Here is a 23,500-nt window from a genome sequence, read left to right on the forward strand (position 1 = left end):
TGCTCAGGCCGTGACGCTATTGCCGTCGGTACGGAAGCGGCTGCCCAGCCGGTAGCGTGCACCCGGGTGCAGGCAGCGCACGATGGTGATGGGCACACCGCGCGCCCAGGTGCGGCGCGACAGCAGCAGGCAGGGCTCGGTGGGGTCTATCTGCAGCAGGGCGGCCTGGTCGCGGTTGGGCAACACGGCGTCGACCACGTGTTCCATTTCATCGAGCAAAACGGTGCGCACCAAAAAGTCAGAGGGTTGCTCGCGTGTGAAGTCCTGCTGCGCAAAGCCGGGCACGATGCGCGGGTTGACGTAGCGGTCTTCGAGTTGCATGGGCACTCCGTCTTCCAGGTGCACACATACCGCGTGGAATACCGATTCGCCGGTCGCCAGGCCGAGCGCCGAGCCAATCTCCAGCGTGGCCGAGATGCGTTCGACGGTGATCACCTTGCACTGGTAGTCGTGCCCACGGCGGCGAATGTCCTCGGCCAGGCTGACGATTTGCAGCAGGTTGGCTTGCGGTTTTTCATCGGCCACAAAACTGCCCACACCGGCCACACGCCGAATACGCCCTTGCTCGGCCATCTCGCGCAGCGCGCGGTTCACCGTCATGCGCGACATGCCAAACTGCGCCACCAGCTCGTGCTCCGACGGCAGGCGGTCGCCCGCGCGCCAGGTGCCGTTCTGGATGCGGGTGGCGATGAAGTCCTTGATCTGCTGGTAGAGCGCCACGCTGGGGGCGGGCGCAGCGCTGGAGCGGCTGGTGCGAGAAGGGGCTTTTGGCGGATTGGGTATCGAGGGCTTGCGTGGCGGCATGGCAAATCATTTCTGGTGTGGCTTTAGTGTTCCACACTGGCCATGGCTTCGGCGCGAATCTCTTCCGTCAGCCGTGCCTTCAGCGCCATGAATTCGGGCGAGGTCTTGATGGTGTAGTGCCGTGGGTGCGGCAGGTCGACGGCGATGTCCGACTTGATGCGCCCGGGGCGCGCGCTGAACACCGCCACGCGGTTGGCCATGAAGATGGATTCGTCTATGTCGTGGGTGACGAACAACACCGTTTTGCGGGCCGATTCCCAAATGCCCAGCAGCAGCTCCTGCATCTGCACGCGGGTTTGGTTGTCGAGTGCGCCAAAGGGTTCGTCGAGCAACAGAATCTTAGGGTCGTTGGCGAGTGCACGTGCAATCGCCGTGCGTTGCTGCATGCCGCCTGAGAGTTGTTTGGGAAAGTGTTGCTCGAAGCCGCGCAGCCCCACCTGGGCGATGAAGTAGTCGGCACGTTCGTGTTGTTCGGCTTCGGGCAGGCCACGTTCACGCAGGCCGAAGCAGATGTTTTGCCGCACGTTGAGCCACGGAAACAGTGTGTAGCTCTGGAACACCATGCCACGGTCGGCACCCGGGCCTTCTACGGGTTGGCCGTCGAGCAAGGCGCGGCCGGTGCTGGGGCGTTCCAGCCCGGCGACGATGCGCAGCAGCGTGGACTTGCCACAGCCCGAGGGGCCGAGGATGGTGACGAAATCGTTTTCGTGCACGTCGAAATCGATCGGCTGCAGCGCTTGTGTGCGCTGGCCCTTGGCGGTTTCAAAAACGCGGGATACGCCCTGGATGGACAACTGACTCATATTGAACTCCAGGCGAAAAGGCGTTTGTTTAAGGCTTTGAATGCAAAGTCTGACACTAGGCCGATGATGCCGATGACGATGATGCCGAAGATGATCTGGCCGGTGTTCAGCAGCGCTTGGCTGTCGGTGATCATGTGGCCAATGCCGCTCGAAGAGCCAATCAACTCGGCCACGATGACGTAAGTCCAGGCCCAGCCGAGCACCAGGCGCAGTGTTTCTGCAATGCCAGGGGCGGCACCGGGAATCAGCACGCGGCGGATGATGCCTTTGTCGTCTGCACCCAGGGTGTAGGCGGCCTCAACCAGGTCGCGGCGGGCGCTGCCCACGGTCACGGCGACCATCAGCACCACCTGGAAGAACGAGCCGATGAAGATCACCAGCACTTTTTGCAGTTCGCCAATACCCGCCCACAAAATCAGCAGCGGAATAAAGGCCGAGGCCGGCAGGTAGCGGCAGAACGACACAAAGGGCTCGAAGAAGGCTTCAACACCCTTGTAGGCGCCCATGGCGATGCCCAGCGGCACGGCAATCACGCTGGCCAGGATGAAACCACCCAGCACGCGCCATACGGTCATGCCGATGTCGTGGATGAAGTTGTATTCGGTGAACAACAACCAGGCTTCCTGCGCCATGGTCACCGGGCTGGCCAGGAAGGTGGGCGACACATAGCCGCCCAGCGTGAAGCCTGCCCACGCCAACACAAACAACACAAAGAATGCAAGCCCGAGCAGCCACCGGGCCTGGCTGGACACCGGCTGCAGCGGGGCAAACAAGCGATTTCGTTTGCGGCGCGGCGCTTCGGCCAGTTGACGCGGAAGGGGGCGCGGAACTTGTACGGAACTCATGAAGTCGTGATGGTGTAGGAAGTCTTTAAATTCTCAACTCCGTTTCCAGATCGGCCGTGAACGCGAAGGTCAAGCGCAGGCAGTACCAGCGGTACGACTGGCTAAGCCGACAAAGTGCACGCTTGATCTGGGAATGGAATCTTTACTTGATGAAGCTGTCGTCGAAGGTGACTGCGAGGTTTTCCGGTGCTTTGCGGATCACACCGGCTTCGAGCAAGATCTTTTCGGCATCCTTCATGAACGTGGTGATTTCGCCAGCGAAGAACTTCTGGTTCGCGGCCTTGTCTTGCCAGCGCAGGTAGGCGGCCGACTTGGCGAACTGTTCGCCGGTTTGCTTCACGGCCGATCCCATCAGTTCGTTCGATTTGGTCGGATCGGCCTTGATCATGTCGAGTGCGGCGAAGTAAGAGTCTGTCAGCGCCTTGGCGGCCTTGGGGTTGGCCTTGAGCCAAACGGGGTCGCAGCCCACGGTGTCCATCACCATGGGGTAGTCCAGCGTGGTGGCCATGATCTTGCCGGAGGCCGGGTTGTCACGCACGGTCGAGAGGTAGGGCTCGTAGGTCATGGCGGCATCGTTCTGGCCGGCCACAAAGGCCTGGGCGGCGGCTTGCGGGGCCAGCGTGGTGAGCTTCACGTCTTTCAGCGACATGCCGTTTTTGCTCAGCATCCAGGCCAGGCCGAAGTAGGGGGCGGTGCCCGGGGCGTCCACACCAATGGTTTTGCCCTTGAGGTCGGCAAAACTCTTGATGTCGCCGCGCACGGCCAGGCCGTCAGCGCCGTAAGACTTGTCCATCTGGAAGATCTGCACAATGGGCACACCGTTGGCGTTCCAGGCGACGTGGGTTTCCACGGTGGTGGCGGCGCACTGTATGGCCTTGGAGGCCAGGGCCAGGTGGCGGTCTTTTTGTGGAATGAACTTGATCTCCACGTCCAGCCCGTTTTTCTTGAAGATGCCGGCCTTGTCGGCCAGCGACAGCGGCGCAAAACCGGTCCAGCCCGACATGCCCAACACGATCTTGGTTTCCTGCGCCTGGGCGCTGCCCGCCATGGCCAAAACACCGAATGTCGTGGCGGCCAGCAGCGAAGTCATCTTCTTGAAGCTCTTGCCCATCTTGCTCATGTCCTACTCCTGTGAGTTCAGCGAAATTGAAAGTCATCGACCGGGCCAGCTGGATCAGCCGGACGCCGCATTTTGGGCTTGCGTAAACGTACATGTATATACAAGACAACCCGTAGGCATGCACCAAACCGGGCCGCTGCTTGCGCAAGCTGCTGGGCTTACGCAAGGACTGGGCCAAGAGTAGGTCGCCAGTCGCACCGTATGGGACTGACGGGAAGAACCTGAACAGGGTCTGAAAGACTAGGCGGGCAAGGCCAGGTGCCGGCGCATCAGCAAGCGAAACGGCAGCAGCAGGCCCACGCCTACGGCCAGCTTCACACTCAGGTCGCCTGCGGCCCAGGTGAGCCAGGGCAGGTCTTCACCGGCAAAGGCCAGGCTCCAGAACACCGCCGTGTCGAGCACCGCCGCCAACACTGTGGCGACTGCCGGGGCGCGCCACCAGCTGCCGTGGCGCAGGCGGTCGAACACCTGGATGTCGAGCAACTGCGCAGCAATAAAGGCGCAGGCCGAGGCCAGCGCAATGCGCGCTGGTGCCAGTAGCAGCGAGGCGACAATCGCCACCGCAAAACCGGCCCAGGCCACACGCCGCGCCAGGCCAGGGCCAAACCAGCGGTTGATCAGTTCACTCACCAAAAAGGCCGCAGGGTAGGTGAAAGCGCCCCAGGTGAGCCAGTCGTTGAGGGGGAACTGCACCAGAATATTGGACGCCAGCACAATCACACCCATGGCGCAGATCGCCAGTGCCAGCGCGCGCCAGCTGGCGCGGGATGGGTGGTGGAGTGAGGTGTGAGACATGCCGGCTTACATCCCCTCAAGCCCGGTGGACTCGCCCCTGCTTTGGCGCGATGGTGGCACGGGCAAGCCGAGCACACTGCAGGCCACGGCCTCGGCCACCTTGATGCCGTCCACCCCGGCCGACAGGATGCCGCCCGCATAACTCGCGCCTTCGCCAGCGGGGTACAGGCCGCGCAGGTTCAGGCTTTGGTAGGTTTCGTCGCGGCTGATTTTCAGTGGCGATGAGGTGCGTGTTTCCACACCGGTGAGCACGGCGTCGTGCAGGTCAAAACCCTTGATCTTGCGGCCGAATGCGGGGAAGGCCTCGCGCATGGCTTCAATCGCATAGGCCGGCAAGGCCTGGTGCAAATCGCCCAGGTGCACGCCGGGTTTGTACGAAGGCTCGACGCTGCCAAAGGCGGTGGAAGGTTTGCCGGCCACAAAGTCGCCGACCAGTTGGCCCGGCGCTTCGTAGCTGCTGCCGCCGAGCACATAGGCTCGCGATTCCAGCTGGCGCTGCAGCGCAATGCCGGCGAGCGGGTGCACACTTTGCCCCTCGGGGATTCGCACGTCGACATCGGGGCCAATGGCGACACGCAGGCTCTCGGCGTCTTGCGGAAAGTCTGCCGGGGTGATGCCCACCACGATGCCGGCATTGGCGTTGCGTTCGTTGCGCGAATACTGGCTCATGCCGTTGGTGACCACGCGGCCCGGCTCCGACGTGGCGGCCACCACCGTGCCGCCCGGGCACATGCAAAAGCTGTAGACCGCGCGGCCGTTTTGCGCGTGGTGTACCAGCTTGTAATCGGCCGCCCCCAGCAACGGATGCCCGGCGTGGCGGCCCCAGCGTGCGCGGTCTATCAGGCCCTGCGGATGCTCCACACGGAAGCCTATGGAGAAGGGCTTGGCTTCCAGGTACACACCACGTGCGTGCAGCATGGCAAAGGTGTCGCGCGAGCTGTGGCCCAGGGCCAGCACCAGGTGGCGCACCGGAATGTCGTAGTGCTGGCCGCTGGCCTGGTCGTGGATGCTGGCGCGCACCAGTTCCTTGCCATTGGGACCGTCTTCGATCTGCAAATTGGTGAGCCGTTGCTCGAAGCGGATCTCGCCGCCCAGCGCAATGATTTGTTCGCGCATGTTTTCCACCACCTTCACCAATTTGAAGGTGCCGATGTGTGGATGTGCGGCGATCAGAATGTCTTCGGGGGCACCGGCCTGCACAAACTCGCGCATCACCGTGCGGCCCAGGTAACGCGGGTCCTTGATCTGGCTGTAGAGCTTGCCGTCGGAGAAAGTGCCCGCACCGCCTTCGCCAAACTGCACGTTCGACTCGGGGTGCAGCTCACTTTTGCGCCACAGGCCCCAGGTGTCCTTGGTGCGTTCACGCACGGTTTTGCCGCGCTCCAGCACGATGGGCTTGAAGCCCATGCGCGCAAGCATCAGCGCCGCAAAAATGCCGCAGGGGCCGAAGCCCACCACCACCGGGCGCAGGGCCAGGTCTGCGGGCGCCTGGCCTATGGGGTGCCAGGCCATGTCGGGTGTGGGCTGGATATGCGAGTTGCTGGCGTACTTTTCCAGCAGCGCCGGCTCGGTGTTGGTGTCTGCCAGCGTCACGTCAACGATGTAGACCGCCAGCAGGTTGACCTTGCGTGCGTCGAAGCTGCGCTTGAAGATGCTCAAGGACGCAAGCGCCGTTTGCGGGATATGCAGTATGCCGGCCGCAGCTTCGATGAGGGACTTGTTGAGCGCGTCGTCGCCCGCTTCAGCGGCCGAAAGCGGCAGCTTGATTTCTGAGATGCGAATCATGGTGTGTTGGCCCGTGGTTATCGGGCGTATGCCATTTGTGGGGCTGTGATTTTAAGGGAGGCGCCGGATAAACGCTTGGCCTATGCCATGCGCTTGTTCACCTGCCAGCTAATCCACCAGTTTCAACCCCACCGGCAGCGATTCACCAAACACGCGTTTGGTGTCCGCCGCGTCGAGTTCGGTGACTTCACGCACCGTCGTTATCCACGCGGCTGGCACGCGGGCGGCGGTGAGCTTGTCCAGCACTTGCTGGCGCAGGGCGTCGGGGATGTCGCGCGCGCGGTCGCCGGTGGCGCGCGCGATCTGGGTGGCGGCGAAGGCGGCGGGTTCGGCTTGTGACCAGTCGGTGGCGAGCAGGGCCTGCAGCCACATGGCGGCGACTTCGGGCGGCACCACGTGGTGCAGGCTGGCGTACAGCGGCTGGCGTGCGCCTATGCGGCCAAGCGCCCAGGAAATCGCCCCCCAGGTTTGAGCGGTCTCACCGGGCTTTTGCAGGCGTTGCAGCAACCAGTTGCCGAGTTGCACTTTGTTGGCCACAGATAAACGCTCGAACGACGCAGCCATGCGCAGCATGTCGTCCAGCGCCAGCATGCGCGGGCCTTCGGGCGCGGGGATGTCCTGGCCGCCCACGGGCTGCAGGTAGAAGGCGATGGCGTCAAACACCATGTCTTGCTGCTCGGCCGTGAGTCCACCGGCGATGCGGCGCCACAGAATCCACCACTCCGACCACTGCTGCGGCTCGTGGCTGTGGGCGATGCCGGGGCCGAAGAGTTCCCACATCTGCTGTACACGCCATTCGTCCAGCGCGTGGCCGAAACCGGGGCGCAGCGCGTAGCCGGTGAGGTTGAACCACTGACGCTCGTGTTGTGCGGTGCGGCGGCGGCGCTTTGCGCTGTCTAACAACTGGCTGAACAGTGTGCGCAGCAGCGCGCTGTCCCAGCCGTCGCGCGGGCCCAGCAGGCGCTCCAGCGTGGCGCGTAATTGTTTGACCTCTTTGGCGTCCACGGCCTGGCCCCGGTCACCAAAGACACGGGCGATGGCGGCACTGGCGTCCGCCAGGCGAGGGTGGGTGGCGCTGGCAGCTTCCTCCGCATCGGGGGCATCGCCGCGCAGTTGAAACTCAAGCTGCCAGCGTTGCTTGGGGTCTGCCACGGCAACACAATACATCTCCAGCGTGCCGACTTCAGTGAGCGCGGTGCTGAGCTGCACCAGCACTTCATGCGCATGGCCCTGGCCTTGCACCACGGTGGCGATGGGCGGTAGGCGCACAAAGCCGGGTTGCGACAGGTCGACCAGGTCACCGGCCTGGGCCTGTGTGTCGCTCACGCTGCTGGCCAGGAAAAAGCGCACGGGCCGGCCCAGGCGCAGCGCAAAAGTGCGCTTGGCCAGGGTCACGGCCTTGCCTTCTTCCGCACCCAGGGGCAGCACACAGATGCCGCGTTGATTCTTGGTTTCGTTATCCAGCACCAGGCTGTAGCTGCGCGCCGAGCCGCCGCCTATGCGCGGGGCCTGGCCGGCACGCGCCAACGCATAGGCCACGGCACCACGTGCCACAGCGGCATCGAGTTGTGGTGTGTGCAGCAACTGCAGGGGTTTGGCGACCCAGCGGTTCAGCGTCTGGTGCAGGCGCTGCACCAGCGCTTCAGCATGGAACACGCCGCCGTTGAGCAGCAGGGCATCGGGCGGTTGGCCCGGGTGGCGTTGCAGGAAGGCGGCGATGTGGCGCGTGATGGCAGCGTCGCTGGCATAGGGCAGGCCAAACGCCTGCAAGCCGCTGCGTGAGCGTTGTGGCACGGCGTCGGCGGTGACGCATGGAAAAAAGCCGTCGACCAGAATCTGTTGCAGATCGGCGCGCGACAACGGCGCCGAACGCGCGCCGCCTATGAGTTTGCTGCCGCTGCCCAATAGCGTGACGCTGGTGCTCTCCGGCGCGCCCGGGCTCCACAGCAGCTCTTTGGCGGCGCGGCAGCGTTGTGTGAGTTGCGCCAACTGGGGGGCGCTCAAGCGCTCGCTGCCGCCCAGGCGTGATTCCACCAGGTGCGCCAGCGCCAGGTCCATGTTGTCGCCGCCCAGCACCAGGTGGTCGCCCACACCGCTGCGTGTGAGCCTGGGCTCTGCGTCCAGCATGTCCACGTCGATCAGCGTCAGATCGGTGGTGCCGCCACCCACGTCGACCACCAACACCCGGTGCGTGTGTTGGAGATCGTCGGTCAGTGTCTCGCGATGGGCATAGACCCAGTCGTAAAACGCGGCCTGCGGTTCTTCGATGAGCCGCACCTTGGGCAGACCGGCCAGCCTGGCCGCCTCGAGCGTGAGCGCGCGTGCGCCTTCGTCGAACGAGGCCGGCACGGTGAGCACAATTTCCTGCTGCGCCAGCGGGGCGTGGTTGTGCTGCGCATCCCACGCGGCGCGCACATGCGCCAGGCAACTGGCGCTGGCGGCCAGCGGCGAAACCTTGGCGATGTCGTCTGCCGCGCCCCAGGGCAATATGGGCGCGGTGCGGTCCACGGCGGCGTGCGACAGCCAGCTTTTGGCGCTGGCCACCAGACGGCCCGGCACCTGGGCACCGAGTTCCAGTGCGAAGCGGCCCAACACGGCTTGTTCATTGGATGGCCAGGGCAATTGCACGTCCGCGGGACGCAGCGTGCCGGGCGCAGGGTGAAACCGCACCGAAGGCAACATGGGCAATGCAGCCACCTGACCCGCCGCAATCAGCTGCGCAATCGGCAACACCTGCACCTGGGCTGACCCGCGCTGGGCGTAGGCCACAACCGTATGGGTGGTGCCCAGGTCTATGCCAACGGTGTAGGCGGTGTTGGCGGTATCGGCGGCAGCCTTGGGACGGGCCATCAGTTTTCCGCGCGAACCTCGAACTCGACCTTCCAGCCTGCAGCGCTTTCTTCGCCCGAGCGTGGCACGGCCAGCAGTTCCAGCGTGCCGATTTCCGACACCCGCGCGTGTAACTTCACCGGCACCACTTCACCGACTGACCGGCCCTCGGCGGGCAGGGTGGCTTCGATTTCGGCGAGTTCCTGCAATTCGTCGGCCGACCAGAAGTCGAGCAGGGTGCCCACGCTGTCGTCGCGGCGCACGCTAGAGCCGAAGAAGCGAAAACGCACGGCCTCGCCCACCACCAGGCCGAACTCCTGCGGTGGCAACTTGGCCTCGGTGCCTTCTTCCATGCCAAAGGGCGCTACACACAGGGCCTGGATGGGCGGCTCCAGGCCGGGGACGGCGGGCATGGCGGACTCCACGCCCACGTAGTAAGCCATGGCGGTGCCGCCACGGATGCGAATGCCCTGGCCGCCGCGCACGCTACCGTAGTAGGCCGCGCCGCGGGCCACCGCAAAATCGAGGTCGGCGCCGTCGAGCAGGCGGGCTGCGGGTGCGCCATCGGCCTGCAGCCAGCTATTGAGTGTGGCCAGGGTGCGTTGCACCAGCAGCTCGGACTTGAACACACCACCGTTGAACAACACGGCGGTGGGGTGCAGGAAACGCGCGTCTGCTGGCGCTGCGAAACCTTGCAATGCAGCCGTGGCCCCCACCTGGCGACCCAGCAGCGCGGCCAGGTGGCGCGTGATGGCCGCGTCTTGCGCGTAGGGCAGGCCGAGTTGTGTGAGGCCCGCGCGGGCTCGGCTCACGGGGCGGGCATGGCTTTCCACCTGCGGAAAAAAGCCTTCCAGAATGGTCGTGGAAAGCACTTCGCGCGTGAGTTCGGCGTGTAGCGATCCACCGATCAGGCGTGTGCCCCGGCTCGGAATGGTCAGCGGCACGGTTTGCACCTCGGCGTCGCTCAGCAGCTTTTCCTTGGCGAGGCGGCAGGCATAGGTCAGGGCGCGCATCTGCCAGGCGTCCAGCGTCTTGCCCTCGGCCGCAAGTTGGCGCGCCACCATATGGGCCAGCGCCAGGTCCATGTTGTCGCCGCCCAGCAGAATGTGCTCCCCCACGGCCACACGGTGCAATTGCAGATTGCCTTCCTGCTCGACCACGGCGATGAGCGAGAAGTCGCTGGTGCCGCCGCCCACGTCGACCACCAGGATCACGTCGCCCACCTTGACCTGCTTGCGCCAGCCGCCATCACTTTGAGCGATCCAGCTGTAGAGCGCGGCCTGGGGTTCTTCGAGCAGGGTCACGCCGCTGTAGCCAGCGGCCTGTGCGGCCTCGGCCGTGAGTTCGCGCGCGGCCGGATCGAACGAGGCGGGGATGGTGACCGTCAGCGCCTGCTGGCCAAACGGCGCATCGGGGTGGCTGTGGTTCCACGCATCGCGCAGGTGCGCCAGGTAACGTGTGCTGGCTTCCAGCGGGGAGATGCGTGTGACGTCGTCTGCGGCAGCGCCCGGCACATCGGCGGGCAGGATGCCGGCGCGACGGTCCACCCCGGCGTGGCCCAGCCAGCTTTTGGCGCTGGACACCAGGCGAATCGGTGTTTGTGCGCCGTGGCTGCGCGCCCATTCACCAACCACGGCGCCGGGTTGGCCGTTCCAGGGCAGGGCCAGGTCGCCCTCGGCAAACTCGCTGGCATGTGGCAGGTAGATGAAGGACGGCAGCAGCGCGTAGTCCTGCACTGCGCCGGGGGCGCTTTGCTGCGCAATGGGCAGGATTTGCGGTGTGGCTTCTGGGCTGGCCAGGTCTACCCACGACAGCGCGCAATGTGTGGTGCCCAGGTCGATGCCAATGGAGAATTTGGCCCCCACGCCTGCCACTGCGTGTGCTGCGCTGCCCCCCGCGGGGGCGTCGCCCGCCTCGGGGCGGCCCGGCGGCGGGCTGGTCGCGTCTATCGTGCTCATAGCTCCACCTCGGCGGCGGCGATGATGTTCGGGTTGTGGCCTTCGCTGGTGCGCGGCAGGCGCACGTCGGTGGCCTTCCAGCCGGGGTGGCGCAGCGTGCCACGGAACGGTGCCTGGCCGACAACGTTGCCGGTGAGGCGGTTGGCGCTGGTGTCGAAACCGGCTTCCAGCACCACGCGGCTGCCTTCGGCTTCAGTGCGTGCGGGTGCCAGGGTGAAGTGCTCTTGCAGTACCTTGCGGCAGCCGGCGTGCACCTGGCGCGCGGCGCCGCCGATGTCGGCATCCGAGTAGCTGGCCACGTCTTCCTGGATGAAGTCGACAAAACGGGCTTCGCGTTGCAGCAGGCCCAGCAGTTGCAGGGCCGCATCGGGCGTGGCGACTTTCAACACGGGCGCGGGCGGTGGGGCCACGGGGGCTGGAGCTGGAGCGGCAACGGGTGCCGGGGCCGGAGCAGCAACGGGTGCCGGTGCGGCGGGCAAAACACCGTCGCGCACGTCTTGTACCTGCGCGGCCAGGCGGGCGTTGGCGATCACGGCAAAACCCAGGGCCAGGCGCGCGAAGAAGGAGGGGGAGGTGGTCATGTGGTTGGCTTTCTACAAAGACAAACGGCCCGGTAAAACCAGGCCGTGAGGCGATATTGTCGCTATTGTCCCCGATGCGCAGTCGGGGCTGTGCTGGGCGGGGCTTTGCCGTTGATTTAAGCCTTGGCTTCCAAGCGGGAAGTCACGGTCTGCAGCGCCTTGTCGGTGGCTTCCTTGGCCGAGGCCTGGGCGGTTTCAAACGCGGTGCTGGCGGCGGTCACCAGGGACTTCACCAGGGCCAGGCCGTTTTCGCTGCCGGCCGGGGCGCTCTTCGCGGCGGCTTCGACAATGGCTGCGAACTCGGCTTTGGCGCCGCTGGCGGCCGTCTCGGCAAAGCTGCGCACGTCAGTGCTGCTGGCCGTGGCAATGGTTTGCACGTGCTGCAGGTAGGCGGCGGCTTTTTCAGGCGCGGCCTTGGCGGCGCTGGTCACCAGTTCTATCAGGTCGTTGGGGGTCGTGGCGGCCAAAGCGGCGGTGCTTGTGGCATGGGCTTCCTGCAGCGTGGTTTTGGCCACTTGCAGGTTCAACTGCACCAGCGACTGGGCACTGTCGAACAGGCTGTTTGACAGGGCGAACAAGTTGTTGGCGGCGGATTTCTGGTGGGCGGCGATGTTTTCAAAATTCAGCATGGCGTGTCCTCGGCGTGTGAAGGGTGAAAGCTTGCACGGTTTTATGTTGCGCTGCAACATTGAGTCAACTATACAGCGCACGGCCTGCGCGCATCTAAGACTTCAGGCTCTCAATGTGAACGTTGATTTGGCGCAACGACATGCAACTGGATGCAACTGGATTGCGCAAGGCAGAGGGTTTCTTCTGCTATTGATTAGAGAGCGTCTGCCGCTCGTCCTGCTTCCCTGAACTGCCATTTTTATTCAGAATTTCACTGATGCCAAAGGCCATGATGGCCAGCCCCAGCGGCAGGAAGAAGTACAACAAGCGGTAGGCCAAGATGGCGGCCAGCGCCTCGGGCTGCGGCATGTAGGGCGACAGCACGGCCACCCCCACGGTTTCCAGCACACCCAGCCCGGCTGGGATGCGCGAAATCAAGCCCGCGACCGCACCCAGCAGCACGGCCGCCAGGGCTGCAGCGTAGGGCACCTCTTGGCCACAAAGCAGCCACACGGCACCACCCATCAACGCCCAGTTCACCGCTGATAGCAGCACCTGCAGCGCGCCGCCCGGCGCATGGGGCAGAGGGAAATGGTGATCGCGCCATTGCAGCGCGCGGCCCCCGCGCCGCTGGCAGGCCGCGATGTACAGCAGGGGTAATGTGAAGAGGACCACACCTGTCCATGGCAATGCGCTGGTGCTCAGCCCCCAGGCTTCTGGCAGCTGAGGTGTCCAGGCCCACAACAGTGCGCCGGCCAACAACAAATAGCCCAGCCAGTTGGTGATGATGGACAAGCCCAGGATCTGCCCGAGTTGCAACGCCCCTATGCCCTGGCGCCCATAAAGACGCAGGCGCACCGCTGCGCCACCCAGAATCGAGCCTATGTTGAGTGCGAAAGGATAGGCCACCAGCGTGATGGCCACAGTGCGGCTCACGCTGAGGCCGGTGTTGGTGTATTTGCGGCCAAACAGGTCGAAGCTGCTGTAGACCAGGTGACTGGCCAGCGCCAGCACACCACCGGCGACCAATGCGGGCACCGGCAGAGCCAGGCAAGCCGACCATACCGCAGCCCAGTCTATGCTGCGTGCGTTCTGCACCAGCAGGTAGACGATAAACAACGCAAACACAGCACCCAAGCCACTTGCCAGCCAGGGGCCGGCGGGGTGGCGGCGCAACTGCTGCAGGCGTTGCCACGGTGTGCGGTGGGGCGGCGCCGTGTTTGCGGGGCTGGCGGTGGAGCTAGGCATGGCGCGGCTGCATGTTGGCGGGCATTGGATCAGGCGCTGGGCGTCAAGCGCTGTGTGGGCTCTGGCGCCTGTGCTTGAGGTCCAAGCTTGGTGATCACCGGCGCATGTTTGGGCAACCATCCGGCCCAAGTCGGGAACCAGCGCATCAAGTGAAACACCAGCACACTGCGGGCCACACGTAGGCTGTCCCAGCGGCTAGGCTCTGGGGCCTCTACCTGGCGGCAACTGTTTTCCATCAAGTGCGACAGGCGTTCAAACAAGTGCTGGTTGAATTCGCGGTCGCGAATGATGACGTTGGCCTCGAGGTTGAGCGACAGGCTCAAGGGGTCTAGATTGCTCGACCCCACGGTGGACCACTCCTGGTCCATCAAGGCCACCTTGCCGTGCAGCGGACGGTCGCAATACTCAAAGATGCGCACCCCGGCGCGCAAGAGATGGTCGTAGAGCAGTTCGGCCGCCGTGCGCACAATCGCCATGTCGGGTTGACCCTGCAGCACCAGGCGCACGTCCACGCCACGTTTGGCGGCGCGGCGCATTTCGCGGATCAGGCGGTAGCCGGGGAAGAAATAGGCGTTGGCAATCACCACGCGATGGCGCGCGGCACGCAGGGCCAGGCGGTAGTGGCGCTCGATGTCGTTGCGGTGGCGGTGGTTGTCGCGTGTGACAAACAGCGCTTGGGCTGGACCAGCTTCGGCGGCTTCGGCAGGTGTGCTGGCGGCCTTGTTACGGGCCGCTTTGCTGCGGCTGTGGGTACTGGCGGAGTTGGCTGAGGCCACCACCGCGTGGGTGAACTGGTGCAGTTGCGCCACGATGGGGCCGCGCACTTCTACCGAATAATCCTGCTTGGCTTCCGGGCCAAAGTCGGCCAGGTGGTCGGCCGAATAATTGATGCCGCCAATGAAGCCAATCGTGCCGTCGACCACCACAATTTTGCGGTGCATACGGCGCAGCACATTCAGCCTTTGGCCGAGGATGGCACGGCCGGGGTCGAACATGCGAAAGAACACGCCGGCCTGCACCAGCGGGTCGACGAAGGCGGGCGGCAGATCGGGCGAACCGAAGCCATCGACCAGGACATGCACCCTCACACCACGCTGCGCGGCCTGCAATAACGCGGCGTGTAAACCCTGGCCTACCTTGTCGTCGAACAGGATGAAGGTCTCCAGCATCACCTCGTGGCGCGCCGCCGCAATCGCTTCAAACACGCGTGGGAAAAACGCCTCGCCGTTTTCCAGCAAGGTGAACCGGTTGCCCCGGGTCCAGCGGTTGGTGCGGCGCAAGGGTTTCACAAGGCGATCTCCGCAGCGAGGGGAGCGTGGTCTGACAGCTTGTGCCAGGGGTGGCGCGGCAGTGGCAGCGGCACATGGGTGCGGGTGTTGCGCACATAGATGCGGTCCAGCGCCAGCATGGGCAGGGCGGCGGGGAAGGTGCGGATGGCGCGTCCACCGGCCTGCAGAAAGATCTCGTGCAAGCCGGCCTCCCGGTGCAGTATGCCGTGGGCGTGGCCACGCCAGTCGTTGAAGTCGCCGGCCAGCACCACCGGTTCGTGTGCCGGAAAGGTTCTGACCAGCGCCGCCACCTTGTGCAGCTGGCGCTGGCGGTGTGACTCGCGCAGCCCCAGGTGCACACAAATCGCATGGATGGGCGGATGTTCGCCGGGCGGCTGCACAATGCAATGCAACATGCCGCGGCGCTCCGGGCCGCTGATGGAAATGTCGTGGTTTTCCGCTTTCACGATGGGAAACTTGGACAGCAGCGCATTGCCGTGGTGGCCGTGGTCGTACACGGCATTGCGGCCATAGGCGTATTGCGACCACAGGGTGTCGGCCAAAAACTCGTAGTGCGGCTCTTGCGGAAAGTTTTCCACACGTGCCATGTGGCGCTGGTGCGTGCCCAGCACTTCCTGCAAAAACACCAGGTCGGCACCAACACTGCGCACGGCTTCGCGCAGGTCGTGCAGCATGAAGCGGCGGTTGAACGAGGTAAAGCCCTTGTGCACGTTCACGGTCAAAACCTTGAGCGAGACGCCGGCTGGAGCGGAATGGGTCATGAAAGGCAATCGGTGTTCACGGTGATTCATGATGGCACATGAAGCGTGGCAATGAATGGATTGTCCGAGTCGGCCCTGGGCCCGCCTGTAGGACGGGTGGCCATTCCGCTGTGCACTGTCGGCGCATGCCGGCAGTGCGCTGTGGCTGGATCAGAGCGGCAGGAAGCCGTCGATCGACAGGTAACGTTCGCCGGTGTCGTAGTTGAAACCCAGCACCCGTGCGCCCGCGCCTAGCTCGGGCAGTTTCTGCGCAATCGCGGCCAGCGTGGCACCCGATGAAATACCGACCAGCAAGCCCTCTTCGCGCGCCGCACGGCGTGCCATTTCGCGCGCCGGTTCGGCATCGACCTGGATCACGCCGTCGAGCAGCGCGGTGTCCAGGTTCTTGGGGATAAAACCGGCACCAATACCCTGTATAGGGTGCGGCGCCGGCGCACCGCCAGAAATCACTGGCGACGCCACAGGCTCGACGGCAAACACTTTGAGTTTGGGGAAGCGTTCCTTCAACACCCGCGCACAGCCGGTGATATGCCCGCCTGTGCCCACGCCGGTGATCAGCGCGTCCAGCCCGTCGGGAAAGTCGGCGATGATTTCCTGCGCCGTGGTGCGCACGTGCACGTCGATGTTGGCCGGGTTTTCAAACTGCTGCGGCATCCACGCACCGGGCGTGTTTTTCACCAATTCTTCGGCGCGGGCGATGGAGCCTTTCATGCCCTTCTCGCGCGGCGTTAGGTCGAAGCTGGCGCCGTAAGCCAGCATCAGGCGGCGGCGCTCGATCGACATGCTGTCGGGCATGACCAGCACTAGCTTGTAACCCTTGACGGCGGCCACCATCGCCAGGCCTATGCCGGTGTTGCCCGAGGTCGGTTCGATGATGGTGCCACCCGGCTGCAAGGCGCCTGATTTTTCAGCGGCCTCGACCATGGAGAGCGCGATCCGGTCTTTGATCGAGCCGCCGGGGTTGCTGCGCTCCGACTTGATCCACACCTGCGCCCCGGCGCCAAACAGGCGGTTGATGCGGATATGCGGCGTGTTGCCTATGGTTTGCAGAACGTTGTCGGCTTTCATGGTGCAGGTCTCCTGGGCGGGTGAAATATCTGGCCCACAGCATAAGGGAAGCCAGCGGTGCTGTCGTCCATAAGCTTAGATTTTGGGTGAGCCGATTTGCGGCCGCCAATGCACGATAATCCAGCCCGTGAAGCTCGCCAGACCGCCGCTGGTGCAATCATGGAAACATGGCACTGGAGGAACGTCCGGACTGCATAGGGCAGCGTAGCAGCTAACGGCTGTCCACCGTGAGGTGAGGATTAGAGCAACAGAGACGAGTTTGAGCGGAAGATCTGTCCAATGACGGGTGTTCTGTGGAGGCGGCGCAAGCCGTCGCCGCATGGTGCAAGCCATGCGGCCCACGCGTGAGCGTGATGTCCACAGCCACCTTGGGCGGTGAAACCGCCCAAGGTGAAACGGGCAATCTCTACGCGCAGCAATACCAAGTAGGCCAACGTTGACGGGGCCCCCGGAGTTGGCGGGTAGGTAGCACTGAGCCGAGGGGCGACTCTCGGCCAAGATTAATGGCGGTCACGCCCACGCAGCCGCAAGGCGGCGTGGGTGCACAGAATCCGGCTTATAGGTGAGCTTCACACTATTCACTTCGCCAACGGAATGGTCCGTTGGCTCCAGCCCTCAGCATTTGAGCTACGGTGTGCGCGCAGCGGGCGTTTGCCTGCCCTCATCGGTTTTATTGCCCACCACCACACGTGCGTTGCGGCGGAAGTGCAGGTAGGCACTGGCCCAGTCCATCAGCACGATGAGGCGGTTGCGGAAGCCGATCAGGAAGTAGACGTGCACAAACAACCAGAACAACCACGCCACGCGCCCGGAAAAGCGCAGCGGACCCAAGGGTGTGGGCAGGTCGACCACGGCGGAGTTGCGGCCTATGGTGGCCAGGTTGCCGTAGTCGCGGTAGCGAAAAGCCTGGGTGCTCCGCCCGGCGATGCGGTGCAGGATGTTCTCGGCGGCGGTGCGGCCCATTTGTTTGGCGCCGGGCGACACGCCGGGCACGGGCTTGGGGGGCTGGCCGGGCACGTGGCTCTGGGCGGCAGCCAGGTCGCCGATGACGCTGATCTCGGGGTGGCCGGGCAGGCTCAGGTCGGGCGCTACGCTGACGCGGCCGGCGCGGTCTACCGTGGCGCCGGTAGCGGTGGCGATCAACTTGCCCAGGGGGGACGCTGCCACGCCCGCCGCCCAGACGATGCAGCTGCTATCGATTCGGTAGCTTTCTGCGCCCGCCCCGGGTGTGCTGGAGGGCGTTTCGACTTGCAGGCCGGTGGCGTCTATGTGCACCACGCGGGCGTTCACGCGCACCTGCACACCCAGTTGTTCCAGCTGCACTTGCGCCTTGTGGCTCAAACTTTCCGGCATGGCCTGCAGCACACGCGGGCTGCCTTCGATCAGCAACACCTGGGCGTGTGCCGGGTCGATGTGGCGGAACTCACCCTTGAGGCTGTGGCGCGCAATCTCTATCAGGGTGCCGGCCATTTCCACACCCGTGGGTCCGGCGCCTATCACCACAAAGGTCAGCAGGGCCTTGATGCGCGCCGGGTCGGTTTCTTTCTCGGCGGCTTCAAACGCCATCAGGGTGCGGCCCCGGATGTCGAAGGCATCGGCCAAGGTCTTCAGGCCCGGCGCCATGGGCGCCCATTCGTCACGGCCAAAGTAGCTGTGGGTGGCGCCAGCCGCCACGATCAAATGGTCGTAGGGCACGGCTGCGGCGTCTTTCAACTGCACGCTGCGGGCCTGCACGTCCACACCCGTGACCTCGGCCATCAGCGTGGTCACACGTGGCAGGTTGCGGAACAGGGAGCGTGTGGGCGCGGCGATGGAGGGCGCGGCCAGGCCCGAGGTGGCCACCTGGTAGAGCAGGGGCTGGAACAAATGGTGGTTGGTGCGGTCTATGACGGTGACATCCACGTCCGCGTGCTGCAATTTGCGCGTGGCTTCCAAGCCGCCAAATCCGCAACCAATGATGACGACGCGGGGGCGGGGTGATGTTGGGTTGGCTGTGGCGTTGAGCATGCAGTGTGTTGACCTTGTCCTAGGTTCGCAAAAGATTCAGCGTGTGGATGCGCTCCAAGTGCGCCATCAGCGAGCGCTCGGCCACCGGCCACAGGCGCTCGGGCACGTCGCCATAGACCTGTGCCACCCACTCGCGCGGCGTGGCGTTTGGCGCGGCCTGCATGGCGGCCAGGACCTTGGCTTCGCGTTGCAGCCGGTGGTTTTTGAGTTGTGCAATCGCCCGGGTGGCCGCACCCAGCACGTAGCCGTGTGCGGGCAGGATGAACGCAATGTTGTGCGCCGCACAGCTGGCAGTCAGCAGGTCGAGTGAGTCCAGGTAGGCGGCCATGTTGCCGTCGGGCGGGCTGATGACGGTGGTGCTGCCGTTGAGCACGTGGTCGCCCGAAAACAGCAGGCCGTCCTGCAGCAGCACCAGGCACACATGGTTGGCCGCGTGGCCGGGTGTGTGGAGGGCCAGCAGGCTGTGTTCGGTGGTTGGGCTTTGGAGTGTGAGTTGCTCCTGGTGTTGCAGGATGTGATCGGGCGTGAACTGGCTGTCGGCGCGCGCGGTGGCGGCTGAAGGCAGCCCCAGAATCGGCGGCGTGGGACGGCCCGCCTCGGCCACCAGTGCCTGCAGCGGACGGGCACCGGGCGAGTGGTCGGGGTGTGAGTGGCTGCAGACGATGCTGCGGATGTCGCCACCCGCCGCTTGCCACAGGCGCTGCAGATGCGCGGGGTCGTTGGGGCCGGGGTCTATGCCGATGTAGCCGCTGTCGGCATCACCCACCAGGTAGCTGTTGGTGCCGGGGCCGGTCATCATGCCGGGGTTGGGCGCGGTCAGGCGCAACACGTTTTTTGTCAGCGCAACCGGGTGCTCGGTTTGCCAGTCGAGCGGGTGCAGCGACTCGCGGCTCGAGCCCACCAGGGCCAGTTCACCGTAGGGCTGTTCGTGTTCTTGGAAGCTTGCCTCGGTGCCGCCAAGGCTGCCGACAAGTGTGTGCTGTGACGTGGCGGCCGGGCTGGAAGCGGCGAGGGAATGGATGCGTTGGGTGGGTCGAACCATGCGTGAATTACAGCACGCCCGCGAATATCCCTTTGGTCAGAGTATGTCTCGGGTGGGTTCTCAAATTTCGTCTATGGCGGTGGAATGCGCCGACGCCGTTTCGCTGCCCTTGCCATCAATCGAAAAACGATCGCGTGTGTTCACATAAAAGCTCGCGCCAAACCGCCCCACCGGAAAATAATTCTGCAGCCGCACGCGCCACGACGCGGTGTCTATCAGCCCTTCGCGCGCGTGCAGCGAGCGCACCTGGCCGATGAAGATCTGCCGGCTGGTGGTCTCCAGCAGCTCATACAAGGTGCATTCAAACGCCACCGGCGCTTCGGCAATGCGCGGCGGCGCCACCTGTTTGGACGGCACAGGCGTCAGCCCCACGGCGGCCAGCTCACTCACGTCGGCCGGAAAGTTATCGCCGCAGCGGTGCATTTGTTCGGCCATGGCTTCGTCGGGCAGGTGCACCACAAACTCGCGGCTGCGCACGATGTTGGCGGCCGTGTGTTTCATCAGCCCGTCCTGCAGGCGGTTGATGCTGACCATGACAATCGGCGGTTCTTCACCCAGCATGTTGAACATGCTGAAAGGCGCAGCGTTGACCACGCCGTCTTCGTTGACCGTGGTGATCAACGCAATCGGCCGCGGCACGATCAAACTCGCCATGAGTTTGTAGCGCTGGTATTCGGTGATCTGGGTGAAGTCGATGTCCATTCAATACTCTTCAAACTAAGCCCAGCATTTGCGCCAGGCTCTTCTCGGATTGCGGTTTGTCCAGGCAGATGCGTTGCTCCAGGTCGAGCAAGTGTTCCTGCATCACTTTCACCGCCTTGGCCGGCTCGCCGTTTTCAATGTGGTCGACGATGCGTGCGTGTTCTTCGTGTTCACAGGCGGCATTGCCCGGTGGTTCATACAGCGCCACGATGAGTGAGCAGCGCGAGATCAGCTCATGCAGGTAGCGGTGCAGGATGGCGTTGCCCGACAGCTCGGCCAGCCGCAGATGAAAGCCGCTGGCCAGGCGCGCCCAGGCCGGCTGGTCGGCGCGGTGCAGGGCGGCATGTTCCTCGCGCAGTTGTTTGCGCAGCTGGCCAATCTCGGCCTTGGTGATGCGCTGCGCCACCAGCGGCACCACGGCGGCCTCCAGTTGCTGGCGCGCCTCAAAAATCTGCCGGGTTTCCTCGGGCGTGGGCGCGGCCACCACGGCGCCACGGTTGGGCCGCAGGTCCACAATATGGTCGTGCGCCAGGCGTTGCAGCACCTTGCGCACGGTGGCGCGGTTCACGTCGAACAGCGCGCACAGCGCCTGCTCGGGCAGCTTGGTGCCGGGGGCGATGCGCTGGTTCATCACGCTCTCGAACACCGAGCGGTAGATGCGGCTTTCGTTGTCGTTCAGGCCGGTGATCAACTCGGCGCTGGTGTCTACGGCTGCGGCCGAGGCGGTTGCCGGAAGGTTGCGTTTGCGTGTGCTCATGGATGGGGATTGTGCTTAAGCCGGATGGCCCAATTGTTCCATGTGCTCGCAAATGGCGCCCGGCGTGGTGAACCATATCTGCCCCGCGTCGCGCAGTTGCGCCAGGTAAGCCAGGGCGCGGCGCAGGTGGCGCAGCCGATAGGGTTGGCCCACGATGTAGGGGTGCAGCGCAATGCCCATCACCAGCGGCTGGCGCGCCGACTGGGCCAGCATCTCGTCGGTGTTGTCCACGATCATCTGCGCGAAGTCCTTGGCGTCGAGCTGGCGGCCCATGATCATGGGAATGTCATTCAACTCCTGCGGATAGGGCACGGCCCACAACGGACCGTTTTGGGTTTGCATGCGCACGGGCTGGTCGTCGTGGCACCAGTTCAGCGTGTAGCGGTAGCCGGTGCGGGCCAGCAGGTGCGGGGTGTCACGGCTCTCCGAGATCCACGGCGACAACCAGCCCGCCGGTGCACGGCCGGTGGTGTGGGCGATGCGACGCGCGCAGTCGGTCAGCAAGTCGTGCTCCTGCTGGGCGGGCATGTCGCCCTGGCGCTCGGCGTTGGTGTGGCCGTGGCCGACGATTTCGTCGCCGCGCGCCATGCAGGCGTCCACCAATTCGGGGCAGTGGTCCAACAAGGCGGTGTTGAGCAGGGTGGCGGCCGGCAGGCGCAGTTCGTCAAACAATTCAAGGCAGCGCCAGGCGCCCACGCGGTTGCCGTATTCGCGCCAGGCGTAGTTCAGCACGTCGGGGTGCGGCGACACCGGACCCAAGTTGGCGCCCAGGCCTTCAGCAAACGCAAAGTGCTCCAGATTAAAACCTATGTAGACCGCCAGCCTGGCGCCGCCGGGCCAGTGGTAGTCCGGCCGCTGGGCCTTGTCGGTGATGGCGCTATACGGAAACAAGCCGTGGTGGGCAAGGGGGCGCGAGGCATGGCCGTGCGAGGCTTGGAAGTTCATGACGGGTTGCGTGCACTTTTTTTGTGCGAGGCCTGTATGTTGTTGGTGCGGTTTTCAGGGGCTTGCTGCACAACGATGCAGCGTACTGCTGATGAGCAATTTTGGTGCCTGTGCCAAACAATCGTGAATCAAGATTGTTGACAACTTTAAATTCACTTTGTTATCAATAAATTTCAGTGCTTGTTTGCAAAACTTAACAATTGGCATGGAGATTGCGTTGTGCAGCGGGTTTGATCTGTCGCCTGTTTCAACCTCAACCCATTGACCGGAGATCCCCATGTCCCTGCTTCAAAAAACTTTAGTCGCCGCCGCAGCGCTGGCCAGCACGCTGACACTCACCTCTTTCTCGGCCCAGGCCCAAGACACCATACGCATAGGCCTGGTCACCGCCATGTCGGGCCAGTCGGCCAAGGCCGGTGAAGCCATCACGCGTGGCCTGGTGGTGGCCATTGATGAGATCAACGCCAAGGGCGGCCTGCTTGGCGGCAAGAAGCTGGAACTGGTGCGCCGTGACGACGAAGGCAGTCCGGCCAAAGGTGTGGTGGCCGCACGTGAACTGATCTTCAAGGAAAAGGTGGCGGTGCTGGTGGGCGGGCTCGACACCCCGGTGTCCATGGCCATCGTGCCCCTGGCCAACCAGGAGAAAGTGCCGTTTGTCGGGCCCTGGGCCGCAGGCACACCGATCACCAAAAACGGTGCCAACCCGAACTACGTGTTCCGTGTCTCGGCCGTCGATGAAATCGTCAACAAGGCCATGTTGCAGTACGCGCAGAAGACCTTCAAGTCGACCAAGCCCGGCATGATTCTGGTGAACAACCCTTGGGGCGAGTCGAATGAAAAAGGCCTGAGCGCCGCGCTGGCCGCGCAGAAGATGACACCCGCCGGTATAGAGAAGTTCGAAGCTAACGACCTGGATGTGGTGCCGCAGCTCACCAAGCTTAAGGCGGCTGGTGCCGACACCCTGTTCCTGGTGGGCAACGTAGGCCCATCCGCACAAGTGGTGAAGTCGCTGGACCGCATGGGTTGGAAGGTGCCCGTGGTGTCGCATTGGGGCCCAGCAGGTGGTCGCTTCACCGAGCTGGCCGGCCCCAACGCCAAGACCGTGCACTTTGTGCAGACCTATAGCTTCTTCGGCAAACAAGGCCCGGTGGGCGAGAAGGTGATGAAGGCGCTGGTCGCCAAGTACCCCGACGTGAAGGGCGCCGACGACGTGACCCCCGCCGTGGGTGTGGCCAACGCCTACGACGCCATGCAACTGGCGGCCCTGGCCATCAGCAAGGCCGGCAGCACCAACGGCGACGCCGTGCGCGAAGGCTTCTACAAGATCGACCGTTATGAAGGCCTGATCAAGACCTACGTCAAACCCTTCACCGCAGAAGTGCACGACGCTGTGACCGAAAACGACTATGTCTGGGCGCAGTTCATCGACAACCGCATCCTGCCGGTGGGCATGGCCACCAACTAAGCGTCCCTGCTGAAGTGATGCCCGGGCTGTTGTTAGCCCGGGCTGATGATTTAACGCACAGCGCCAGGTTGTTCCACCGGCCGTGTA

The 23,500-nt window shown here is 64.3% G+C and carries 20 protein-coding genes, 1 other RNA gene and 1 pseudogene; 2 read left to right on the plus strand and 20 right to left on the minus strand.

Features of this window, described 5'->3' with window-relative positions:
• Positions 1-3: 3 nt before the first annotated feature.
• From hutC to cysK, 14 genes are all read right to left on the minus strand, one after another.
• Positions 4-804, minus strand: a complete 801-nt coding sequence (hutC, locus tag ACFQ95_RS07255; protein WP_422830176.1) for a histidine utilization repressor — start codon at positions 802-804, stop codon at positions 4-6.
• Positions 805-827: 23 nt separating this feature from the next.
• Positions 828-1,607, minus strand: coding sequence for an ABC transporter ATP-binding protein (locus ACFQ95_RS07260; protein WP_422830177.1), 780 nt, complete (start codon positions 1,605-1,607; stop codon positions 828-830).
• Complete coding sequence (locus ACFQ95_RS07265) at positions 1,604-2,452, minus strand: ABC transporter permease (RefSeq protein WP_422830178.1); 849 nt, start codon at positions 2,450-2,452, stop codon at positions 1,604-1,606. Before ACFQ95_RS07265 ends, ACFQ95_RS07260 begins: the two co-directional genes overlap by 4 nt.
• A 142-nt stretch (positions 2,453-2,594) precedes the next feature.
• On the minus strand, positions 2,595-3,563 hold the full coding sequence (locus ACFQ95_RS07270) for an ABC transporter substrate-binding protein (protein WP_422830343.1): 969 nt from the start codon (positions 3,561-3,563) through the stop codon (positions 2,595-2,597).
• 249 nt (positions 3,564-3,812) lie between these two features.
• Positions 3,813-4,367, minus strand: a complete 555-nt coding sequence (locus ACFQ95_RS07275; RefSeq protein ID WP_422830179.1) for a VUT family protein — start codon at positions 4,365-4,367, stop codon at positions 3,813-3,815.
• A gap of 6 nt (positions 4,368-4,373) precedes the next feature.
• Positions 4,374-6,152, minus strand: a complete 1,779-nt coding sequence (locus ACFQ95_RS07280) for an NAD(P)/FAD-dependent oxidoreductase (RefSeq protein WP_422830180.1) — start codon at positions 6,150-6,152, stop codon at positions 4,374-4,376.
• Between the two features lie 108 nt (positions 6,153-6,260).
• Positions 6,261-9,002 carry an Hsp70 family protein gene (locus ACFQ95_RS07285; protein ID WP_422830181.1) on the minus strand — a complete coding sequence of 914 codons (2,742 nt, stop codon included), beginning with the start codon at positions 9,000-9,002 and terminating at the stop codon, positions 6,261-6,263.
• Positions 9,002-10,939, minus strand: coding sequence for an Hsp70 family protein (locus ACFQ95_RS07290; protein WP_422830182.1), 1,938 nt, complete (start codon positions 10,937-10,939; stop codon positions 9,002-9,004). The genes ACFQ95_RS07285 and ACFQ95_RS07290 overlap by 1 nt, the downstream gene beginning before the upstream one ends.
• A complete protein-coding gene (locus ACFQ95_RS07295; RefSeq protein WP_422830183.1) occupies positions 10,936-11,520 on the minus strand; it encodes a DUF2760 domain-containing protein in 585 nt (194 codons plus the stop codon). Before ACFQ95_RS07295 ends, ACFQ95_RS07290 begins: the two co-directional genes overlap by 4 nt.
• A 116-nt stretch (positions 11,521-11,636) precedes the next feature.
• Positions 11,637-12,149: a TIGR01841 family phasin gene (phaP, locus tag ACFQ95_RS07300; protein WP_422830184.1), complete on the minus strand. Its 513-nt coding sequence runs from the start codon at positions 12,147-12,149 to the stop codon at positions 11,637-11,639.
• Positions 12,150-12,336: 187 nt separating this feature from the next.
• The gene (locus ACFQ95_RS07305) at positions 12,337-13,377 is read right to left on the minus strand and encodes a lysylphosphatidylglycerol synthase transmembrane domain-containing protein (RefSeq protein WP_422830185.1); all 1,041 of its coding nucleotides are present in this window, start codon (positions 13,375-13,377) and stop codon (positions 12,337-12,339) included.
• Between the two features lie 29 nt (positions 13,378-13,406).
• Entirely contained in the window at positions 13,407-14,666 is a 1,260-nt protein-coding gene (clsB, locus tag ACFQ95_RS07310; RefSeq protein WP_422830186.1) for a cardiolipin synthase ClsB, read from the minus strand.
• Positions 14,663-15,427 carry an endonuclease/exonuclease/phosphatase family protein gene (locus ACFQ95_RS07315; RefSeq protein WP_422830187.1) on the minus strand — a complete coding sequence of 255 codons (765 nt, stop codon included), beginning with the start codon at positions 15,425-15,427 and terminating at the stop codon, positions 14,663-14,665. The genes clsB and ACFQ95_RS07315 overlap by 4 nt, the downstream gene beginning before the upstream one ends.
• A 150-nt stretch (positions 15,428-15,577) precedes the next feature.
• Positions 15,578-16,495 carry a cysteine synthase A gene (cysK, locus tag ACFQ95_RS07320; RefSeq protein ID WP_422830188.1) on the minus strand — a complete coding sequence of 306 codons (918 nt, stop codon included), beginning with the start codon at positions 16,493-16,495 and terminating at the stop codon, positions 15,578-15,580.
• A 129-nt stretch (positions 16,496-16,624) separates the two neighbouring features.
• On the opposite strand from cysK, the gene rnpB reads away from it, so the two are divergent.
• Positions 16,625-17,070: RNase P RNA component class A (gene rnpB, locus ACFQ95_RS07325), an RNA gene on the plus strand.
• Between the two features lie 52 nt (positions 17,071-17,122).
• Here rnpB and ACFQ95_RS07330 read toward each other — a convergent pair.
• The 6 genes and pseudogenes from ACFQ95_RS07330 to ACFQ95_RS07355 all read right to left on the minus strand — a co-directional run bounded on the left by ACFQ95_RS07330 (position 17,123) and on the right by ACFQ95_RS07355 (position 22,227).
• The gene (locus ACFQ95_RS07330) at positions 17,123-18,502 is read right to left on the minus strand and encodes an NAD(P)/FAD-dependent oxidoreductase (RefSeq protein ID WP_422830189.1); all 1,380 of its coding nucleotides are present in this window, start codon (positions 18,500-18,502) and stop codon (positions 17,123-17,125) included.
• A 19-nt stretch (positions 18,503-18,521) separates the two neighbouring features.
• A pseudogene (locus tag ACFQ95_RS07335) lies at positions 18,522-19,469 on the minus strand (MBL fold metallo-hydrolase); the annotation flags it as partial.
• A 135-nt stretch (positions 19,470-19,604) separates the two neighbouring features.
• Positions 19,605-20,246: a flavin reductase family protein gene (locus tag ACFQ95_RS07340; RefSeq protein WP_422830190.1), complete on the minus strand. Its 642-nt coding sequence runs from the start codon at positions 20,244-20,246 to the stop codon at positions 19,605-19,607.
• A 10-nt stretch (positions 20,247-20,256) separates the two neighbouring features.
• A complete protein-coding gene (locus ACFQ95_RS07345) occupies positions 20,257-21,003 on the minus strand; it encodes a GntR family transcriptional regulator (protein WP_422830191.1) in 747 nt (248 codons plus the stop codon).
• Positions 21,004-21,018: 15 nt separating this feature from the next.
• Positions 21,019-21,948 carry a polysaccharide deacetylase family protein gene (locus tag ACFQ95_RS07350; RefSeq protein ID WP_422830192.1) on the minus strand — a complete coding sequence of 310 codons (930 nt, stop codon included), beginning with the start codon at positions 21,946-21,948 and terminating at the stop codon, positions 21,019-21,021.
• Positions 21,949-22,002: 54 nt separating this feature from the next.
• On the minus strand, positions 22,003-22,227 hold the full coding sequence (locus ACFQ95_RS07355; RefSeq protein ID WP_422830193.1) for a hypothetical protein: 225 nt from the start codon (positions 22,225-22,227) through the stop codon (positions 22,003-22,005).
• Here ACFQ95_RS07355 and ACFQ95_RS07360 point away from each other — a divergent pair.
• Entirely contained in the window at positions 22,226-23,413 is a 1,188-nt protein-coding gene (locus tag ACFQ95_RS07360) for an ABC transporter substrate-binding protein (RefSeq protein ID WP_422830194.1), read from the plus strand. The two genes, ACFQ95_RS07355 and ACFQ95_RS07360, sit on opposite strands and share 2 nt — an antisense overlap.
• The last annotated feature ends 87 nt before the right edge of the window (positions 23,414-23,500 follow it).

The sequence above is a fragment of the Variovorax sp. HJSM1_2 genome (assembly GCF_049316285.1).
Lineage (GTDB): Bacteria > Pseudomonadota > Gammaproteobacteria > Burkholderiales > Burkholderiaceae_C > Rhodoferax_B.

Excerpts from the sequence above, each read along its gene's own strand:
- hutC (WP_422830176.1), bottom strand. The coding sequence starts at position 804 with ATGCCGCCACGCAAGCCCTCGATACCCAATCCGCCAAAAGCCCCTTCT.
- ACFQ95_RS07260 (WP_422830177.1), bottom strand. The coding sequence starts at position 1,607 with ATGAGTCAGTTGTCCATCCAGGGCGTATCCCGCGTTTTTGAAACCGCC.
- ACFQ95_RS07265 (WP_422830178.1), bottom strand. The coding sequence starts at position 2,452 with ATGAGTTCCGTACAAGTTCCGCGCCCCCTTCCGCGTCAACTGGCCGAA.
- ACFQ95_RS07270 (WP_422830343.1), bottom strand. The coding sequence starts at position 3,563 with ATGGGCAAGAGCTTCAAGAAGATGACTTCGCTGCTGGCCGCCACGACA.
- ACFQ95_RS07275 (WP_422830179.1), bottom strand. The coding sequence starts at position 4,367 with ATGTCTCACACCTCACTCCACCACCCATCCCGCGCCAGCTGGCGCGCG.
- ACFQ95_RS07280 (WP_422830180.1), bottom strand. The coding sequence starts at position 6,152 with ATGATTCGCATCTCAGAAATCAAGCTGCCGCTTTCGGCCGCTGAAGCG.
- ACFQ95_RS07285 (WP_422830181.1), bottom strand. The coding sequence starts at position 9,002 with ATGGCCCGTCCCAAGGCTGCCGCCGATACCGCCAACACCGCCTACACC.
- ACFQ95_RS07290 (WP_422830182.1), bottom strand. The coding sequence starts at position 10,939 with ATGAGCACGATAGACGCGACCAGCCCGCCGCCGGGCCGCCCCGAGGCG.
- ACFQ95_RS07295 (WP_422830183.1), bottom strand. The coding sequence starts at position 11,520 with ATGACCACCTCCCCCTCCTTCTTCGCGCGCCTGGCCCTGGGTTTTGCC.
- phaP (WP_422830184.1), bottom strand. The coding sequence starts at position 12,149 with ATGCTGAATTTTGAAAACATCGCCGCCCACCAGAAATCCGCCGCCAAC.
- ACFQ95_RS07305 (WP_422830185.1), bottom strand. The coding sequence starts at position 13,377 with ATGCCTAGCTCCACCGCCAGCCCCGCAAACACGGCGCCGCCCCACCGC.
- ACFQ95_RS07315 (WP_422830187.1), bottom strand. The coding sequence starts at position 15,427 with ATGACCCATTCCGCTCCAGCCGGCGTCTCGCTCAAGGTTTTGACCGTG.
- cysK (WP_422830188.1), bottom strand. The coding sequence starts at position 16,495 with ATGAAAGCCGACAACGTTCTGCAAACCATAGGCAACACGCCGCATATC.
- ACFQ95_RS07330 (WP_422830189.1), bottom strand. The coding sequence starts at position 18,502 with ATGCTCAACGCCACAGCCAACCCAACATCACCCCGCCCCCGCGTCGTC.
- ACFQ95_RS07340 (WP_422830190.1), bottom strand. The coding sequence starts at position 20,246 with ATGGACATCGACTTCACCCAGATCACCGAATACCAGCGCTACAAACTC.
- ACFQ95_RS07345 (WP_422830191.1), bottom strand. The coding sequence starts at position 21,003 with ATGAGCACACGCAAACGCAACCTTCCGGCAACCGCCTCGGCCGCAGCC.
- ACFQ95_RS07350 (WP_422830192.1), bottom strand. The coding sequence starts at position 21,948 with ATGAACTTCCAAGCCTCGCACGGCCATGCCTCGCGCCCCCTTGCCCAC.
- ACFQ95_RS07360 (WP_422830194.1), top strand. The coding sequence starts at position 22,226 with ATGTCCCTGCTTCAAAAAACTTTAGTCGCCGCCGCAGCGCTGGCCAGC.
- ACFQ95_RS07355 (WP_422830193.1), bottom strand. The coding sequence starts at position 22,227 with ATGGGGATCTCCGGTCAATGGGTTGAGGTTGAAACAGGCGACAGATCA.